Here is an 18,405-nt window from a genome sequence, read left to right as displayed (position 1 = left end):
GCCCGTGGACAGAGCACGGGGTGCGGACCGTTCGTTGTGTACGTCTTTGTCTGGGGGCCCGCGTGGCTCGCGCGCGGGGTGCCGGTGGTGGCCGGATTCAGACCGCGGCCTTCTTCAGGCGGCGGCGCTCGCGCTCGGACAGGCCGCCCCAGATGCCGAAGCGTTCGTCGTTCTGCAGCGCGTATTCGAGGCACTCGGAGCGGACCTCGCAGGCGAGGCAGACCTTCTTGGCCTCGCGCGTCGAGCCGCCCTTCTCGGGAAAGAAGGACTCGGGGTCGGTCTGGGCGCACAGCGCGCGCTCCTGCCAGCCGAGTTCCTCTTCCGCGTCCTCGACCAGCAGTTCCTGGAACGTCTCGGTCATGTGCGCCCCTCGTCTGTCTTTGCGTCCCCGTGATGTAGCCGCTACCGAATCCGGCCGAACGACACGAGTGAAATTACAAGTTCGTGCTCTGTGCGAGTCAAGCCGAGATCTGCTATTGGGCCCCGTATTCACTCTGCGGAACCAAGCGTATGCGGAAAGTGTTCAAATCACCAAAAAACGTGACACATGCCACCGGCTTGGCCGCACCGTCGCGCCCCAGAGAGAAGGACGACCGAAACTCGGATCCTGTTGCGATCCAGCCACGGAAGCGATCCGGATCACAGTCTGATCACGGGACCCCCGCCGTGTTTACGGGACGGATGCTGCGGCATGTCTCCTGGTCACGCACTGCACAAACCTTTCTCCGGGCACTGTAACCGGATGAGGTGAAACATTGCCCCCAAATCGGGCATTGAGTTGACAGTCGGGTGTCTCTCCCGCCACTTTGGTGGCATGCCAGCGACCGCAGCGCCTTCCGCGACCCACGCCCGTGGGTTCCGCCGCGCTGTCCAGGCGCGCTGTTGCTGTTGCTGTCCCGGCTGTTGACGCGCGCGTCCCACCGCAGCGCTCCGGCACCTCCCCCGCGGCCTCCCGCCGCGATCCGCGGCCTCCCCGCCGCAGCCCCTCCGCACCACCCCCGCATCGCGACACCCCAGCACTTCTGCCGAGGAACCACCGCACCCATGAACATGGACAGCGACCTTCAGATCGCCGGCGACATCCTTGAGGTCCCGCACCTCCTGCAGCCCGCCCGCGAGCACCCCGCCACCGTGGCCGAGTTCGCCGGTCTCGCCCGCGAGATCGCCGCCGACCGCGCCAAGTGGGCCCCGTACGTCGAGTACGACGCGACCACCCGCTGGTACCACCGCCTCCGCACCGGCCCCGGCTACGAGGTCTGGCTGCTCTCCTGGCTGCCCGGACAGGCCAGCGGACTGCACGACCACGGCGCCTCCTCCGGCGTGCTGACCGTCCTCCAGGGCGACCTGACGGAGCGTACGGAGCGCGGGCTGCGCACCCTCGGCGCCGGCGCGCAGCGGATCTTCGCGCCCGGCTACGTCCACGAGGTCGTCAACGACTCCCTCGAACCGGCCGTCAGCCTGCACGTCTACTACCCGGGCCTCACCGAGATGCCGATGCACGAGTCGCTGCGCGCCCAGTGCGCCCCGGTGTCCCCTCACGCCCCTGCGGCCCCCGGGGTCGTACCCGCCTGACACACTGCTGTGCATGCGCATTGTGGTTCTGGCCGGTGGCATCGGTGGTGCCCGCTTCCTTCGCGGCCTCAAGCAGGCCGCGCCCGACGCGGAGATCACGGTCGTCGGCAACACCGGTGACGACATCCATCTCTTCGGCCTCAAGGTCTGCCCCGACCTCGACACCGTGATGTACACCCTCGGCGGTGGCATCAACGAGGAACAGGGCTGGGGCCGCGAGGACGAGTCCTTCGCCGTCAAGGAGGAGCTGGCGGCGTACGGCGTCGGGCCGGAGTGGTTCGGCCTCGGCGACCGGGACTTCGCCACCCACATCGTCCGCACCCAGATGCTGGGCGCCGGCTATCCGCTCAGCGCCGTCACCGAGGCGCTGTGCGCCCGCTGGCGGCCCGGCGTCCGGCTGCTGCCGATGTCCGACGACCGGGTCGAGACGCACGTGGCGATCGACGTGGACGGCGAGCGGAAGGCCGTGCACTTCCAGGAGTACTGGGTGAAGCTGCGCGCCTCCGTGGACGCGCTGGCCGTCGTGCCGGTCGGCGCCGAGCAGGCGAAGCCCGCGCCCGGCGTGCTGGAGGCCCTCGCCGAGGCCGACGTCATCCTCTTCCCGCCGTCCAACCCGGTCGTGTCCGTCGGCACGATCCTCGCCGTCCCCGGCATCCGCGAGGCCGTGGCCTCCGCGGCCGCGCCGGTGGTCGGCCTCTCCCCCATCGTCGGCGACGCGCCGGTGCGCGGCATGGCCGACAAGGTGCTCGCGGCGGTCGGCGTGGAGTCCACGGCCGCGGCCGTGGCGCTGCACTACGGCTCCGGGCTGGTCGACGGCTGGCTCGTCGACACGGTCGACGCGGGCACGGTCGCGGACGTCGAGGCGGCGGGCATCCGCTGCCGCGCGGTGCCGCTGATGATGACGGACCCGGACGCGACGGCCGCCATGGCCCGCGAGGCGCTGGCGCTCGCCGCGGAGGTCCGGGACGGCGGGGCCGGCGCGTGACGGCGGACCCCGCCGGCGGCCCGGCCCGCTACGAGGTGTGGGCGCTCGACGGGCTGCCCGAGGTGGCGCCCGGGGACGACCTCGCCGAGCTGATCGCCTCCGTCTCCCCCGGGCTCCTCGACGGCGACGTCCTCCTCGTCACCTCGAAGATCGTGAGCAAGGCCGAGGGGCGGGTGATCGCCGCGGACGACCGCGAGGAGGCGATCGACGCCGAGACCGTGCGGGTCGTCGCGCGGCGCGGGACGCTGCGGATCGTCCAGAACCGGCAGGGGCTCGTCATGGCCGCCGCCGGGGTCGACGCCTCCAACACCCCGGCCGGGACGGTGCTGTTGCTGCCCGAGGACCCGGACGCCTCGGCCCGCCGGATCCGCGCCGGGCTGCGCGAGGCGCTGGGGGTCGACGTGGGCGTGGTCGTGACCGACACCTTCGGGCGCCCCTGGCGCAGCGGGCTCACCGACGTCGCCATCGGCGCGGCCGGGGTGCGGGTCCTGGACGACCTGCGGGGCGTGACCGACTCCCACGGCAACGAGCTGAACGTGACCGTGGTCGCCACCGGCGACGAGCTCGCCGCCGCGGGCGACCTGGTGAAGGGCAAGGCCGCCGGCCGGCCCGTCGCCGTCGTCCGCGGGCTGGCCCGCCTGGTCGCCGACGACGAGGAACCGGGCGCCCGGGCGCTGGTGCGGGACGCCGCCGACGACATGTTCCGGCTCGGCACCTCGGAGGCGGTCCGGGAGGCGGTGACGCTGCGGCGCACCGTACGGGAGTTCGTCGACGAGCCGGTCGACCCGGGGGCGGTCCGGCGGGCCGTCGCGGCGGCCGTCACGGCGCCCGCCCCGCACCACACCACCCCGTGGCGCTTCGTGCTGCTCGAATCGGCCGCCTCGCGGCTGCGGCTGCTCGACGCGATGCGGGACGCGTGGATCGCGGACCTGCGGGCGGACGGGAAGTCGGAGGAGTCCGTCGCCAGGCGGGTCCGCCGCGGCGACGTGCTGCGCAACGCCCCGTACCTGATCGTGCCCTGTCTGGTCATGGACGGCGCCCACCACTACGGGGACCCGCGCCGGGACGCCGCCGAGCGCGAGATGTTCGTGGTCGCGGCGGGCGCGGGCGTGCAGAACCTGCTGGTCGCGCTGGCCGGGGAGCGGCTCGGCTCGGCCTGGGTCTCCTCGACGATGTTCTGCCGGGACGTCGTACGGGAGGTGCTCGGGCTGCCGGAGGGCTGGGACCCGATGGGCGCGGTCGCCGTGGGCCGTCCGGCGGCGCCGCCGAAGGAGCGGCCGGTGCGGCAGGCCGGGGCGTTCATCGAGGTGCGCTGAGCCCCGGGCCCCCGGGCCCCCGGCCTCAGAGGTGCGCGATGGCGCCGGGCGTCATCCGTGGCGCCCGGCGGGGCGGGACCCGGCCGCTGAGCAGGATCAGCCGGGCGGCGCGGTGGCGCTGGCCCTCGTAGGGGGCCAGCAGCTCCAGCATGGCCGCGTCGTCGGCGGTGCGGTCGCCCGCGAGGGCCCAGCCGACGATGCCGGGCAGGTGGAGGTCGCCGGTGGTGACCTCGTCGGGGGCGCCGTTGCTGCGCTGGATCGTCTCCGCGGAGGTCCAGGGGCCGATCCCCGGGATCAGTTCGAGGCGCTTGCGGGCGTCCGCCGGGGCCATCGCCGCGGCCTCCTCCATGCGGGCCGCCACGCGGGCCGCGCGCACGATCGTCGCCGAGCGCTTGCCGTCCACGTTGGCGCGGTGCCACTCCCAGGAGGGGATCGTCGCCCAGGTGCGGGCGTCCGGCATCGCGTACATGCCGTCCGGTGCCGGGCCGGGGGCGGGCTCGCCGTACTTCCGCACCAGCAGCCGCCAGGACCGGTAGGCCTCGTCCGTCGTCACCTTCTGCTCCAGGACCGACGGGATCAGCGACTCCAGCACCAGACCGGTCCGGGTCAGCCGCAGGCCGCGGCGGGCGCGGTGGGTGGCGGCGAGGAGCCGGTGGCGGGGGACGAAGGCGGCCGGGTCGTCCTCGGCGCCGAGCAGTCCCGGCAGCCGGTCGAGCAGCCAGGGCCCGCCGGGGCCCCAGGCCTCCGCGCCGTCGGGCCCCACGCGCAGGGTGCCGGGGCCGTCGGGGGTGCGGCTGGCCCGCCAGACGGAGCCGTCCGGGCTGACCCGGAAGGTCGGGTCGGCGGGGCCCCGGCGGAGCGGGCCGAGGGTGAGGCCCAGGTCCAGGGGGGCTTCGCCGTCCGCCGGGACGGGCACGGGGACGTGGCCGCCGCGCACGGTGGTGCGGGTGGAGGGGGATCCCGGGGAGAAGCGGCCTGCCATGGGTACGAGCGTATCCGGGCCCCCGGCCCGGCCGCGCGGGTCCGTGCGGGCCGCTACTGGTCCGAGGAGAAGCGGACCGCGCCCTGGGGGAGGGTGGCCCCGCACCAGACGCGGATGCCGTCGCGGAGTTCGTTGTCCGGGCCCACGTCCGCGCCGTCGCCGATGACCGCGCCGGTCAGGACCGTGCGGGCGCCGATCCGGGCGCCCGCGCCGATGAGGGAGTCGGTGATGACGGCGCCGGGGGCGATGACCGCGTCCGCGAGGACCGTCGAGCCGGAGATCCGGGCGCCGGCGCCGACGACCGCGCCGGGGCCGACGACCGTACCGCCGGTGAGCTTGGCGTCGGCCGCGACCTCGGCCGTCTCCAGGACCAGGCGGTCGCCGCAGCGGCCCGGGACGGCCGGGGACGGGGCGCGGCCCAGGACCAGGTCGGCGGAGCCGCGGACGAAGGCCTGCGGGGTGCCGAGGTCGAGCCAGTAGGTGGAGTCGACCATGCCCTGGAGGTGGGCGCCGCCGGAGAGGAGTTCGGGGAAGGTCTCGCGCTCGACGGAGACCGGGCGGCCGGTCGGGATGGTGTCGATGACCGAGCGGCGGAAGACGTACGCCCCCGCGTTGATCTGGTCCGTCACGATCTCCTCGGGCGTCTGCGGCTTCTCCAGGAAGGCCGTGACGCGACCGGTGGCGTCCGTCGGCACGAGGCCGAAGGCGCGCGGGTCCTCGACCCGGGTGAGGTGGAGGGAGACGTCCGCGCCGGAGGACTCGTGGGTGGCGAGCAGGGCGCGGATGTCCAGGCCGGTGAGGATGTCGCCGTTGAAGACCAGGACCGGGTCGTCGGGGCCCGAGCGCAGGTGGGAGGCGGCGTTGCGGATGGCGCCGCCGGTGCCGAGGGGGTCGGTCTCGGTGACGTACTCGATGCTCAGGCCGAGCGCCGAGCCGTCCCCGAAGTACGGCTCGAAGACCTCCGCCAGGTAGGAGGTGGCCAGCACGATGTGGTCCACGCCCGCCGCGCGGGCGCGGGCCAGCTGGTGGGTCAGGAAGGGGACGCCGGCCGCCGGAACCATGGGCTTGGGCGTGTTGACCGTCAGAGGACGAAGCCGAGTGCCTTTGCCGCCGACCAGGAGGATCGCTTCTGTCACCTGTCGTCTCTGCTTCCTGTTCGGTTCCGGTCTCATCGCCGGGGGGCCGTTCGCCCGTCCGTACGATATGACCGGTCAGTTTATGCAGATGGTTGAGTCCCTGACCCCATCAGCGCCTCCCCTGGTACTTCGCCGACGCCGACCGGGCGGTGCCGAGCTTTCCGTAGAGGCGCACGCCCGGGCATTCGGTCGCGAAGCCGTCTCGGTGCCCGGCGATCACATTGAACTTGACCTTGCTGCCCTTCTTGTACAGGTTTCCGCCGCCCGATGTGAGATACGTCTTCCCCTTCGGATTCACCCCGTACAGCCCCAGCTTCCACGCGGTCAGCCGTGCCACGGCGGTCACCGCGGCGGCCGGCGGCGTGGTCCCGCCGTAGCTGCCGAGGACCGCGATGCCCATGCTGTTGGTGTTGAACCCGAGGGTGTGGGCGCCCATGACCGCCTTGGCGACGCCTCCGGCACGGCCCTCGTAGATGTTTCCGCACTTGTCGACGGCGAAGTTGTAGCCGAAGTCCCGCCAGCCGCTGCTGACCACGTGGTAGCGGTAGATGCTGCGCAGCACGGACGGGGCCTGGCGGCAGGTGTAGCGGTTGCCGGTGGCGCTGTGGTGGACGAAGGCCGCCTTGATCGTCTTCGTGTAGACGAAGCCCCGCTCGCGCAGCTTCTCGTCGGCGCCCCAGCCCTTGCGGGTGATGATCTTCGGGCGGGGGCCGATGTACGGCTTCGCCGCGGCGGCGGCAGCGGGCAGGGTCGCCAGGGTCTGGGCCCGGGTCAGGGCCGGGAGCTCCAGCGGTGCGGCGGCCTGGGCCCCGGCCGCCGGCAGGACCCGGTCCCGGGCCTCGGCGGCCGGCTCGGGGCCGGGGTCGACCAGCTCCAGGCGCAGGCCGGCCGGGAGCGGGGCGGCCGGCTCCCGCCCGCCTCCCCCTTCCCGTACGTGCTCCTCCGGGCGTACGCGGATCTCGACGCCGTCCGAGTCGCCGACCCACAGCGGGGCGGTGGAGCCGCGCAGCGCGCGCGAGTGGCCCTCGGCGGTGCCGGGGTCGGCGCCGTGCTCGTCGTTGTGGGTCTCCACCGACTGCCAGTCGGACCAGAGTCCGCCGCCGGTGGCCCGGGTGCGGACCTGGACCGTGCCGTGCAGCGCGGCGTGGACGTCGTCCCACACGACGCCGACCAGGGAGAAGGGTCTGACGTCCCGTCGGACCAGGCCCCGCCCGGCCGCGGCGGCGGAGCCCAGCACGCGGTCGCGCGGACCGTCGGACGCCGGGTCCGCCAGGGGTTCGAGCGGGATCGACCGGGTCGAGCCGGCCGGCTCGGCCGCGGGCGGCACGGCGGGGGCCGCGCTCGCGGCTCCTGGCACGGTCGGGAAGGCGCCCGCGGCTCCGGCCGGGGTCGCGAGGGAGAGCGGCAGCGCGAGCACGGCCGCGCAACTGACGGCGATCGAGGAGGCGAGGTTGGCACGCATGGGCCGATCGTCCGCACCGCGGGGCCGTTCCGCGCGCCGGGAATCCGCGGGGAAACTGACGGCCCGTCGGGCCGACCGGTGGACGGGGTCACCGGTACGGCGGACCCGGCGCGGCGCCGCGCGTACGCTTGCCCGCGTGAACGCCAGCGACCGCACCCCCGCCGACCTGCTGCGATCCGCGCTCGCCGCGGACCCGGCCCGCCCCTTGGTCACTTTCTACGACGACGCCACCGGTGAACGCGTGGAATTGTCGGTGGCCACCTTCGCCAATTGGGTGGCGAAGACGGCCAATCTGCTCCAGGGCGAGCTCTCCGCCGCCCCGGGCGACCGGCTCGCGCTGCTGCTGCCCGCGCACTGGCAGACCGCCGTGTGGCTGCTCGCCTGCTCCTCCGTCGGCGTGACGGCGGAGCTCGGCGGCGACCCGGCCGACGCGGACTACGTGGTGGCGGGGCCGGAGGGCCTGGAGGCGGGCCTGGCCTGCCCGGGAGACCGGATCGCGCTCTCCCTCGCCCCGTTGGGCCGCCGCTTCCCCGCGCCGCCCGCGGGGTACGCGGACTACGCGGTGGAGGTGCCGGGGCAGGGCGACCGGTTCGCCCCGTTCGTACCGGTCGATCCCGATGCGCCCGCCCTCGTCGTCGACGGTACGGAACTGACGGGCACCCAGCTCGTCGAGCGCGCCCTCGCGGACGCCGCCGGGCTGGGGCTCGCGCCGGGCGGACGACTGCTCTCCGGGCGCCCGTACGAGGGCTGGTCCGGGCTCTCCGCCGGGCTCTACGCCCCGCTGGCCGCCGGCGGCTCGGTGGTCCTGTGCCGCAACCTGGACCGGCTCGGGGCGGAGGGACTCGCCAAGCGGGTGGAGAGCGAGCGGGTGACGGTCACGCTCGCCGACTGAGCCGGGAGCGCCCGAGGGGCGGGGGCGGGGACGACCCGCGCCCGCCCCTCGCCCGTACCGCGCCCGTCCCCACCCTCGCCCCCGCCCTTCCGGCACCCCTCCTCCGCCCCGTCCCACCCATCCGGCCCATCGACGCGCCGAGTCCCCGCGTCCCCGCGGCGACTCCGGTACATGATCGGCCGGGGGGTACCGATGCCTTCCGCACAACCAAGCGCCGGAACCGCCCGTCTACTTCAGCGAGACGACGCCCGCCCGGCGCGCCGAAGACGCCATCGAGGACGGACGCAGACGTGACGGACAGCACGGACAGCGCGGACAAGCCGGTGAAACGCACGAGGCACTGGCTGCGCTGGACCGCTCTGGCCGTGGCACTCGTGGTGCTGGCCGCGGCCGGGGTCGGCTGGTGGTTCTACCGCAAGCTGGACTCCAACATCACCACGGACACGACGGCCGAGGCCGAGCTCCTCAAGTACGAGAAGGAGCGGCCCTCCCCCGCCGTCAACGCGGCCCGGAACATCCTGCTCATCGGCTCCGACACCCGGGCCGGGGCCGGGAACACGAAGTACGGACAGGACGGGGGCAGCCAGCGCTCGGACACCACGATCCTGCTGCACCTGTCCGGCGGCGGGTCCTCGGCGACCGCCGTCTCCGTCCCCCGCGACCTGATGACGACCATCCCCAGCTGCGCCAGGCCCGACGGGACCCGGACCAAGGAGCAGTTCGCGCAGTTCAACTGGGCCTTCGAGTTCGGCGGCACCGCCTGCACGATCCGCACCCTGGAGAAGATGACCGGGATCCGGGTCGACCACCACATGGTGATCGACTTCCGCGGCTTCAAGAAGATGGTCGACGCGGTGGACGGGGTCGAGATCTGCCTCAAGGAGCCGATCGACGACGCCGACGCGCACCTGAAGCTGCCCGCGGGGCGCCAGACGCTCCACGGCGAGCAGGCGCTCGGCTTCGTCCGGGCCCGCAAGTCGATCGGCAACGGCAGCGACACCGAGCGGATGGACCGCCAGCAGCAGTTCCTCGGCGCCCTCGTCAACAAGGTGCAGAGCGACGGCGTGCTGCTCAACCCGACCCGGCTCTACCCGGTCCTGGACGCGGCCACCAAGTCGATCACGACCGACCCGGGGCTGGACTCGCTGCGGGACCTGTACGACCTGGCGCGGTCGATGCGGGCGATCCCCACCGAGAAGGTCCAGTTCCTGACGGTGCCTCGGCGCCCGTACTCGTACAACGCGAACCGGGACGAACTGGTGCAGCCGGACGCCAACCGGCTGTTCGCCGCGCTGCGCGCCGACAAGCCGGTGACCGTACGGCCGGGCGGCAACGAGAAGCCCGAGCAGGGCGACGGCAGCCCGAGCCCGTCGGAGACCCCGTCCTTCGCCGGACGGAACGCGGCGGACGGGAGCTGCGCGGGGTGACCGCGGAGGGGGCGGAGTGACGCGATTGGCAAAGCGGGGACCAAGGGGAGGGACGCACAGCATGAGGTTTGAGCAAATTGCCCGGTTGTAAGGGGCGTGGAATTTGTCACGGACGTCGCCCCACGCTGAACTGGGCGGATAGTGTGACGCGATCCGGTGCTCCCGACCGCGTGGTCGCGCACTCGAAGGATCGAAGGACCGAGCGCCCGAGGGGGAGGCGCCTCGCGTGTGGCACCGACGGAGGACTCTAGTAACCGTGGACGCGCACAGCCGTGGACGGGCGGACGAGATCGACCCCGCCGACCAGTGGGTGCTCAACCCGCAGACCGGCAACTACGAACTGCGACTGGACCGCTCCGCTGGGCAGTCGCGGCAGGCTCCGTCCCACCCGCGCCCGGGTGCCCGCGGCGCCGCCGCTCCCGGCCAGAGAGGCCGCGGGGGCCCGGATCAGCAGGGCTCCCGCGCCCCGGAGACCGCTCCGCCCGTGCCCGGGCAGCGGCGTCGGCGCACCACCGAGGCGGGCGGGCAGCCGCCCGTCGGCCGGCGCAAGCGCAAGCCCGAGAAGTCCAGGAAGAAGAAGGTCCTGATCTGGACCGGCGGCACGATGGCCTTCGTGCTCGTCGGCGGCGCCGCGGGGGCCTACGCGCTGTACAACCACTTCGACGGGAACATCAAGACCGTCGACGTGGCCGGCGCGGGCACCGGCGGCTTCCGCGACGACCAGGCCTTCAACATCCTGCTCATCGGCACCGACAAGCGGACCGGCGAGGGCAACGCGGGCTACGGCGACAAGAACAGCCCCGGCCACGCGGACACCACGATCCTCTTCCACGTCTCCAAGGACCGGACCAACGCCACGGCGATGTCCATCCCGCGCGACCTGGTGATCGACATCCCCCAGTGCGAGACGAAGCAGCCCGACGGCTCCGTCAAGAAGATCCCCGGCCAGTCGAACGAGCGCTTCAACGTCAGCCTCGGCCAGTCCGACCGCGACCCCGGCTGCACCATGCGGACCGTCAAGGAGATCACCGGTCTCACCGTCGACCACTTCATGATGGCCGACTTCAACGCCGTCAAGGAGATGACGACGGCCGTCGGCGGCGTGAAGGTGTGCCTGGCGAAACCGGTGAACGACCCCAAGTCGCACCTCAAGCTGCCCGAGGGCGAGTCGACCATCATGGGCGAGCAGGCCCTCGCCTTCGTCCGCACCCGGCACAGCTTCGGCAACGAGAGCGACCTGGACCGCATGAAGGTCCAGCAGCAGTTCCTCAGCTCGATGATCCGGCAGATGAAGTCGGACGACACGCTCACGTCCCCGACCAAGCTGTACGACCTCGCCGACGCCGCGACCAACGCGCTCACCGTCGACACCGGGATAGGGAGCATCTCCAAGCTCAAGTCCCTGGCCCTGGAACTCGCCAAGATCGACACCAAGAACATCACGTTCCTGACCATGCCGGTCATCGACAACCCGGCCGAGCCCAAGCCGATCACGGTCGTCCCCGACCCGGTGAAGGCCCCGGAGCTCTTCGCGATGATGCAGTCCGACACCTCGCTCACCGAGGTGAAGAAGAAGCAGACGGACGCCAAGAACTCCCAGGCGCAGGCCCAGGCCGCACTGCTCAAGGGCGCGCGCTCCACCGCCCGTGAGGTCCGCGTCGACGTCTACAACGGCAGCGGCGTCCGCGGCGCGGCGCAGTCCACCATCAACTGGCTGCAGAACGAGCACGGCGTGACGCGGTCGACCAACAAGAGCAACGCCCCCGAGAAGGCGGCCGCGACCACGCTCACCTACGCACCGAACCAGGCCGATCAGGCCCGCAAGCTGGCGGACCTGATGGGTCTGCCCGCCTCGGCTCTCAAGCCGGGCACGCAGGACGCCGGGGAGCGCGAGCCCATGACGCTCGTCCTCGGCGCGGACTTCAAGGGCGCGGGGGTGCCCCTCACCGGACCGGCGAAGGCGCCGGAGGGTGCGCAGACGGCAGACAAGCAGGTGTGCGCCAAGTGACCGGGACTCATCCGGTCCTGGGCCGCGCCTGAAGGACGAGGAGACCTGGGGTGGGAAAGAGCAGCGTGCGACGGGAGGGGGCGCGAGAACGCGCCCCGCACGCCCGCGACTTGGGCTGGGACGAGAGTCTCTACGACGGTGCGGACGGTGACGGCGGTGACGCCGGGGCCGGCGGCACCGTCCGCACCGCCGACGGTGACGGGGAGGCCGGCCGGGGTGCCGGCGTGCCCCGGTCCCGTCGCGCGGGCGGCGGTTCCGGCGACGGTGACGGCGGCGACGGGGGCAAGGGCGGCGGCCGCTCCGGTCACCGCCGCGGCGGCCCGCGCCGGCGCGCCAAGAAGTCCGGCAAGCGCAAGGTGCTGCGCTGGGTGGCGGCGACCCTGTCGCTGCTGATACTCGGGACGGCCGGCGCCGGATACCTGTACTACGAGCACCTCAACGGCAACATCCGCTCCGGCGGCCGCTCCGGCGGCGAGAGCGGCGTGAAGAAGGGCTCGCCCAACGCACTGGGCGACACCCCGCTGAACATCCTCCTGATCGGCTCGGACAGCCGGGCCGACGCCAAGAACGTGGCCCTCGGCGGCGGCAAGGACGACCGCGACCGCGCCGCCCTCGCCGACGTCCAGATGCTGCTGCACGTCTCGGCGGACCGGAAGAACGCCTCGATCGTCTCCATACCGCGCGACACGATCGTCCCCATCCCCGAGTGCAAGGGCGAGGACGGCAAGAGCTACGCCGCCACCACCAGCTCGCCCATCAACGAGACCCTCGCCCGCGGCGGTCCCGGCTGCACCCTCACCACCTGGGAGAAGCTCACCGGGGTCTACATCGACCACTGGATGATGATCGACTTCGCCGGTGTGGTGTCGATGGCCGACGAGGTCGGCGGCGTCCCGGTGTGCGTGAAGACCGGTGTCTGGGACCGGTCGACCAAGCTCGTGCACGGCGGCTCGGGCCTCAAGATCCCCAAGGGCACCACCGAGGTCCAGGGCGAGCAGGCCCTCCAGTGGCTGCGCACCCGGCACGCCTGGGGCAACGACCAGGGCCGCGCCAAGGCCCAGCACATGTACATGAACGGCCTGATGAAGAAGCTCCAGGGGCAGAACGCCTGGACCGACACCGGCCGTCTCATGGGCCTCGCCGAGACGGCGACCAAGGCGTTCCAGGTGTCCGACGAGATCGGCACCGTGAAGAAGCTCTTCGACCTGTCGATGCAGCTGAAGAACGTGAAGGTGGACCGGCTCACGACGGCGACGGTGCCGACGGTCGAGTGGTCGCAGAACAAGGACAAGCTGGTCATGGTGCAGAGCGCCGCCGACAAGATGTGGGCCATGCTCCGCGACGACGTCGCCTTCGACAAGAACGGCGACGCGGCCCCCGGCAAGCCGAACTCCTCGACCCCGACGAAGCCGAAGGCCACCGCCGAGGAGCCCGGCTCCTTCAAGGTCACGGTCGTCAACGGCACCGCGGGCGACGGCGAGGCGGCCACCGAGGGCCGGGCCGGCACGATGGCCGAGCACCTGCGCGGCAAGGGCTTCGGCCAGGCCGAGTCCTCGCGGAGCGCGGAGCCCCGCAAGGACAGCGTGGTCCTCTACCCGAAGGCCGCCGGCGACCAGGGCAAGGCGAACGCGGCCTCCCTGGCCAAGGCGCTGGGCCTGCCGGACGCGGCGGTGCGCTCCGACGCGAAGGCCGAGGGCATCACCCTGGTCATCGGCTCGGACTGGCGTGAGGGCACCACGTACAAGAAGCCGAGGATCGCGGCGGGCGACCTGCCCCAGGGCGCCGACGACAAGGTGGCGTGCATGGACGTCTACTCGGTCTACAAGTGGGACGGCAAGAGCTGACGCCCGCGCGCTGAACGACGACGGCCGGGCCCCCAGGAGGGGCCCGGCCGTTCTCGTATCACCCGGTCGCCTCGGACCGTCTCGGTCCTCCTCGGACCGCCTCGGACCGTCTCGGACCGTCTCGGACCGCCCCGATCGGTCCCGGTCCGTCTCAGACCGTCTCGGGCGTCATCGCGGGCCGCCGGCTCGCGATGACCTTGCGCGCCAGCGAGCGCGGGCTGGTGAGGAAGCCGTACCCCCACGACATGTGCATGGTCGCCAGCGCCACGGGGATCCGCAGCCGGGCCTTCAGGGACAGGCCCTTGCCCGCCGGGACGGAGCCCGCGGCGATGGCCGCCAGGTAGCCGGCCGGGATCACGAAGCCGAGCGGGGTGAGCGCGGCGCCCACGACCAGGCCCGCCGCGATGGCGCAGACGGCGGTCGGCGGCGCCAGGTAGCGCAGGTTGATGGAGCCCTGGTGGTAGCGGGCCACGACGTGCCGCCAGCGGCCGTAGTCCTTGTACTGCTTCGCCAGCGCCCGCACCGACGGCCGGGGGCGGTACTGGACGCGCAGCTGGGGCGAGAACCAGATCAGGCCGCCGGCCTCGCGGATGCGGAAGTTCAGCTCCCAGTCCTGGGCGCGGATGAACTCCACGTTGTAGCCGCCCGCCCGCTCCAGCGCCTCGCGGCGGAAGACGCCCAGGTACACGGTCTCGGCCGGGCCCGCGGCGCCGCCCGTGTGGAAGGCCGCGTTGCCCACGCCGATCTTCGAGGTCATCGCGGCGGCGACCGCGTCCTCCCAGGCGTTCTCGCCCTCGGCGTGCATGATGCCGCCGACGTTCTGGGCGCCGGTCTCCTCCAGGAGCCGGACGGCCGTAGCGATGTAGTCCGGCGACAGCATGCCGTGGCCGTCGACGCGCACCACGATCGGGTGACGGGAGGCCTCGATGGCCGCGTTGAGCGCGGCGGGGGTGCGGCCGGTGGGGTTCGGCACGGTGCGGACCCGCGGGTCTTCGCGTACCAGCGCGGCGGCGATCTCGTCGGTGCGGTCCGTGGACGGGCCGAGCGCGATCACCACCTCCATCTCGCCGCCGTACTCCTGCTCGAGTATGTGACGGACCGAGCTGCGCAGATGCCGCTCCTCGTTGAGGACCGGCATGATCACGGAGACGGGGGGCTTGGCGTTCATCGCCCGCCACGTTACCCCGAACGAGTGATAGCGGCGCGTGCCGCCGGAGGCCTTCCGGGTGGCGCTGATCGTATGGGCCTACGGTGCTACACGGTTCCCCCTTGTCACACCCGCGGAGGTGTCCCCCGGTGCCCCCACCGCCCCGCACGCCCCGTCCCCGGCCCGCCGCCCGCCCCGTGCCCGCCCGCAGGCGGCCGTCGGGGAAGCGGAGGAGGCCGAGGCGGCCGAGGTGGGGGATGCGGATGGCGACCACGCTCTCCGTGGTCGTGCTCGCCGCCGGGGGGATCGGGCATGCCGTCGTGACGGGCCTGGACACCGGCATCACCCGGGTCGACCCCTTCAAGGACATGAAGAACCGCCCGCAGGCCGGGAACGGGATGAACGTGCTGCTCGTCGGCACCGACGGCCGGGACCGGATCACCCCGGAGGAGCGGGCGAAGTACCGGCTCGGCGGCGCCCCCTGCCACTGCACGGACACCGTGATGATCGTGCACATCTCCGAGGACCGGGAGCGGGCGAGCGTCGTGTCGCTGCCCCGCGACTCGTACGCCGAGATGCCCGAGCACACCGACCTGACCACCGGCCGGCACCACCACGCGCACCCCGTGAAGCTGAACGCCGCGTACGCGGAGGGCGGGCCCGGGCTGACCGTGCGGACCGTCGAGTCGATGACCGGGGTCAAGATCGACCACTACCTGGAGGTCGACTTCACCAGCTTCATGAAGACGGTCGACGCGGTGGGCGGGGTGCAGATCTGCACCGCCAAGCCGATGAAGGACACGTACACCGGGCTCGACCTGCCGGCCGGCCCACATGAACTCGACGGCGGGCAGGCGCTGCAGTACGTGCGCTCCCGCCATGTCGACGGGGGCCGCGGACCTCGGGCGGATGCAGCGCCAGCAGAAGTTCCTCGCGGCCCTCATCGACCGGCTGACCAGCGGCGGGGTGCTGCTCAACCCGGTGCGGTTCCGGGAGGTCGCCACGACCGCGCTGAGCTCGGTCCGGGCCGACCAGGGCTTCGGTACGGATCAGATGCTGGCGCTCTCCAAGGCGATGCGCGGCTTCACCCCGGCCTCCTCGGAGTTCGTGTCCGTGCCGATCGGCGACATGAGCTTCCCGGTGAAGGGGATCGGCTCCACCGTGAAGTGGGACGCGAACAAGGCGCAGAAGCTCTTCGAGTCGCTGCGCGAGGACCGCCCGCTCGCCCCGCAGCCGGCGGCCGCCAAGGGCCCGCGGCCGGTCGACGTGGGGGTCGCGCCGAAGACGATCCGGGTGCAGGTCTACAACGGGACCCGGACGGACGGGCTCGGCGGGCGGGTCGACGCGGCGCTGCGGGCGAGCGGCTTCGACACGACGCGGGAGCCGCGGACCGGGTCCGGGCAGGAACGGGGGCGGACCCTCGTCGAGTTCGACCCCCGCTGGGACCGCTCGGCCCGGTCGCTGGCGGCGGCCCTGCCGGGCGCCGAACTGCGCCCCGTGCCCGGGCAGGGCGGGACGCTGCGGGTCACCGTGGGAGCGGACTACAAGGGCGTCGCGGCGGTCAGGGCGCGCGAGGCGCAGTCGGGGCAGTTCGAGGCGGTGCGGGGGGACCAGGTGGTGTGCCCGTGACGGGCGCGGAGCGGCGCTCCTACTCCTCGTAGCCCTCCGCCGCGCGGCGCTCCCGCAGCTCCTTGATCGCGCGGCGGCGGGCCAGTCGGTGGGTGCGACGGATCTGGGCTTCCTGGTAGCGGCGGTTGTCGCGCTCGGTCTCGGGGATGACCGGCGGGACCGCGCGGGGCTTGCCGTCGCCGTCCACGGCCGCGAAGACGAGGTAGGCGGAGCCGACCTGGGTGGCGGGCGTGGACTCGTTCCAGCGCTCGGCCATGACCCGGACGCCGACCTCCATGGAGGACCGGCCGGTCCAGTTGACCTGGGCCTTCACGTGGAGGAGGTCGCCGACCCGGACCGGTTCCAGGAAGGCCATCTCGTCCATGGAGGCGGTGACGGCGGGCCCGCCCGAGTGGCGGCCGGCGACGGCGCCCGCGGCGTCGTCCACCAGCTTCATGATCACGCCGCCGTGCACCGTGCCCAGGAGGTTGGTGTCGTGGCTGGTCATGATGTGGCTCAGCGTGGTGCGGGACGCCGAGGTGGGCTTGCCCGGGATGTCGCCCTGATCTGTCATGCCCTCTACCTTATGCCTGGTCCGTACGCCGGTCCCGGCACGGTCCGGTTTGCATCAGCTTGGCAACAGCGCCGACCCGATTCCCCACCCGCCCTGTCGGCGCGGCCGGGCCGGACGGCAGACTGGTCCACATGAATGACTGGCCCGACGCCCAGCCCGAGGGACCCCGCCGGATGCGCCACGTGCAGCGCCCGCAGGTCCCCCCGCAGCAGCCGCAGCAGCCGTACCAGCAGCGGCAGCGGCAGCCGCAGTACGGCCAGGGCCAGGGCCAGGGGTACGACCAGGGCTACGACCAGGGTTACAACCCGAGCTTCACTCAGGCGCAGGGCCAGGGCTACGACTCGGGCTACGGCGACGCCCAGGTGTACGGCGCCCCGCAGGGCGGCGGCCGGGGCGGTGGCGGCCAGGGCACCGTACCGCCGCAGTACGCCCCCCGTCCGGGCGGTCCCGCGGCCCGGCCCGACTGGCGCCGCCGGATCAAGATCGGTTCGATCGTGCTGGCCGTCGCCGTGGTCGGCTGGAGCGTCGGCACCTACGCGTGGGCCAGCTCGCGGATGCGCAACGAGGTCGACCTGGCCAAGGTCATCGAGCGCCCGTCCGAGGGCGACTGCACCACGTACCTGATCGTCGGCTCCGACAGCCGTGAGGGCATGTCGGCCGAGGAGAAGAAGAAGCTCCACACCGGCTCCGCCGAGGGCAAGCGGACCGACTCGATGATGATCCTCGCGGCCTGCTCCAGCGGGAACACGATGGTCTCGCTGCCCCGTGACTCCTGGGTGACCATCCCGTCCTTCGTGGGCTCGGAGTCCGGCAAGAAGTACGGCGAGCGCGGCGGCTCCAAGCTGAACGCGGCGTACGCCATGGACGGCCCCGAACTGCTGGTCCGCACGGTGGAGTTCAACACCGGCCTGCGCATCGACCACTACGCGGAGATCGGCTTCGCCGGCTTCGCGAACATCGTGGACGCGCTCGGCGGGGTCGAGCTGAACATCGAGAAGGGCTTCAAGGACAAGAAGTCCGGCGCGAACTTCCAGGCCGGCACGCAGACCCTCGACGGCGAGCAGGCGCTGGCCTTCGTCCGGACCCGCTACGCCTTCGCCGAGTCGGACCTGGCGCGCACGAAGAACCAGCAGAAGTTCCTGTCGGCGCTCGCCAACCAGGCGGCCACGCCGGGCACGATCCTCAACCCGTTCGCGCTGTACCCGACGCTGGGCGCGGGGCTGGACACCCTGATCGTCGACAAGGACATGTCGCTGTACGACCTGGGGAAGATGTTCTTCGCCATGAAGGGCATCAGCGGCGGCGACGGCAAGTCCATGAACATGCCGATCAGCGGCAGCGCCCCGCAGAACTCCCTGCGCTGGGACATGCCGAAGGTGAAGCAGCTGGTCGAGCAGATCCGCAACGACGAGCCGGTCACGGTCACCTCGGACCGGTGACCGTGACCGGCTC

At 72.7% G+C, this 18,405-nt stretch carries 14 protein-coding genes and 1 pseudogene; 9 read left to right on the top strand and 6 right to left on the bottom strand.

From position 1 onward, the window contains the following. Positions 1 to 97: 97 nt before the first annotated feature. Entirely contained in the window at positions 98 to 361 is a 264-nt protein-coding gene (locus ABD981_RS24505) for a WhiB family transcriptional regulator (RefSeq protein WP_046911872.1), read from the bottom strand. Between the two features lie 683 nt (positions 362 to 1,044). Between ABD981_RS24505 and ABD981_RS24500 the strand changes: the two genes are divergently transcribed. From ABD981_RS24500 to ABD981_RS24490, 3 genes are read left to right on the top strand one after another with little or no spacing between them, the layout of a single operon-like run. Further along, positions 1,045 to 1,572, top strand: a complete 528-nt coding sequence (locus ABD981_RS24500) for a cysteine dioxygenase (RefSeq protein WP_046911873.1) — start codon at positions 1,045 to 1,047, stop codon at positions 1,570 to 1,572. Between the two features lie 13 nt (positions 1,573 to 1,585). Further along, positions 1,586 to 2,557 carry a 2-phospho-L-lactate transferase gene (gene cofD, locus ABD981_RS24495; protein WP_046911874.1) on the top strand — a complete coding sequence of 324 codons (972 nt, stop codon included), beginning with the start codon at positions 1,586 to 1,588 and terminating at the stop codon, positions 2,555 to 2,557. Continuing rightward, the gene (locus ABD981_RS24490) at positions 2,554 to 3,873 is read left to right on the top strand and encodes a coenzyme F420-0:L-glutamate ligase (protein ID WP_046911875.1); all 1,320 of its coding nucleotides are present in this window, start codon (positions 2,554 to 2,556) and stop codon (positions 3,871 to 3,873) included. The genes cofD and ABD981_RS24490 overlap by 4 nt, the downstream gene beginning before the upstream one ends. Positions 3,874 to 3,898: 25 nt before the next feature. Here ABD981_RS24490 and ABD981_RS24485 read toward each other — a convergent pair whose 3' ends face one another. The 3 genes from ABD981_RS24485 to ABD981_RS24475 form a co-directional block, all read right to left on the bottom strand. Beyond that, positions 3,899 to 4,855, bottom strand: a complete 957-nt coding sequence (locus tag ABD981_RS24485; RefSeq protein ID WP_046911876.1) for a DNA-3-methyladenine glycosylase family protein — start codon at positions 4,853 to 4,855, stop codon at positions 3,899 to 3,901. A 53-nt stretch (positions 4,856 to 4,908) separates the two neighbouring features. Continuing rightward, positions 4,909 to 6,027, bottom strand: a complete 1,119-nt coding sequence (manB, locus tag ABD981_RS24480; RefSeq protein WP_046911877.1) for a mannose-1-phosphate guanylyltransferase — start codon at positions 6,025 to 6,027, stop codon at positions 4,909 to 4,911. 73 nt (positions 6,028 to 6,100) lie between these two features. Further along, positions 6,101 to 7,453, bottom strand: a complete 1,353-nt coding sequence (locus tag ABD981_RS24475) for a peptidoglycan recognition protein family protein (RefSeq protein ID WP_046911878.1) — start codon at positions 7,451 to 7,453, stop codon at positions 6,101 to 6,103. Positions 7,454 to 7,589: 136 nt separating this feature from the next. Here ABD981_RS24475 and ABD981_RS24470 point away from each other — a divergent pair, with 136 nt between their 5' ends. The 4 genes from ABD981_RS24470 to ABD981_RS24455 all read left to right on the top strand — a co-directional run bounded on the left by ABD981_RS24470 (position 7,590) and on the right by ABD981_RS24455 (position 13,624). After that, complete coding sequence (locus ABD981_RS24470; RefSeq protein WP_046911879.1) at positions 7,590 to 8,345, top strand: TIGR03089 family protein; 756 nt, start codon at positions 7,590 to 7,592, stop codon at positions 8,343 to 8,345. A gap of 290 nt (positions 8,346 to 8,635) precedes the next feature. After that, complete coding sequence (locus ABD981_RS24465) at positions 8,636 to 9,772, top strand: LCP family protein (RefSeq protein ID WP_046911880.1); 1,137 nt, start codon at positions 8,636 to 8,638, stop codon at positions 9,770 to 9,772. A gap of 256 nt (positions 9,773 to 10,028) precedes the next feature. Beyond that, positions 10,029 to 11,780: an LCP family protein gene (locus ABD981_RS24460; RefSeq protein WP_046911881.1), complete on the top strand. Its 1,752-nt coding sequence runs from the start codon at positions 10,029 to 10,031 to the stop codon at positions 11,778 to 11,780. A 50-nt stretch (positions 11,781 to 11,830) separates the two neighbouring features. Further along, positions 11,831 to 13,624 carry an LCP family protein gene (locus tag ABD981_RS24455; protein WP_205628314.1) on the top strand — a complete coding sequence of 598 codons (1,794 nt, stop codon included), beginning with the start codon at positions 11,831 to 11,833 and terminating at the stop codon, positions 13,622 to 13,624. A gap of 151 nt (positions 13,625 to 13,775) precedes the next feature. Here ABD981_RS24455 and ABD981_RS24450 read toward each other — a convergent pair whose 3' ends face one another. Beyond that, positions 13,776 to 14,792: a glycosyltransferase family 2 protein gene (locus ABD981_RS24450; RefSeq protein ID WP_046911882.1), complete on the bottom strand. Its 1,017-nt coding sequence runs from the start codon at positions 14,790 to 14,792 to the stop codon at positions 13,776 to 13,778. Between the two features lie 128 nt (positions 14,793 to 14,920). Here ABD981_RS24450 and ABD981_RS24445 point away from each other — a divergent pair. Beyond that, positions 14,921 to 16,400 (top strand): annotated as a pseudogene (locus ABD981_RS24445) (LCP family protein). Between the two features lie 19 nt (positions 16,401 to 16,419). Here ABD981_RS24445 and ABD981_RS24440 read toward each other — a convergent pair. Continuing rightward, positions 16,420 to 16,953, bottom strand: a complete 534-nt coding sequence (locus ABD981_RS24440; RefSeq protein ID WP_046911884.1) for an acyl-CoA thioesterase — start codon at positions 16,951 to 16,953, stop codon at positions 16,420 to 16,422. Between the two features lie 131 nt (positions 16,954 to 17,084). On the opposite strand from ABD981_RS24440, the gene ABD981_RS24435 reads away from it, so the two are divergent. Then, positions 17,085 to 18,392 carry an LCP family protein gene (locus ABD981_RS24435; protein WP_240495477.1) on the top strand — a complete coding sequence of 436 codons (1,308 nt, stop codon included), beginning with the start codon at positions 17,085 to 17,087 and terminating at the stop codon, positions 18,390 to 18,392. The last annotated feature ends 13 nt before the right edge of the window (positions 18,393 to 18,405 follow it).

Source organism: Streptomyces showdoensis (assembly GCF_039535475.1).
Lineage (GTDB): Bacteria > Actinomycetota > Actinomycetes > Streptomycetales > Streptomycetaceae > Streptomyces > Streptomyces showdoensis.
This window is presented reverse-complemented; position numbering and strand designations above follow the sequence as displayed.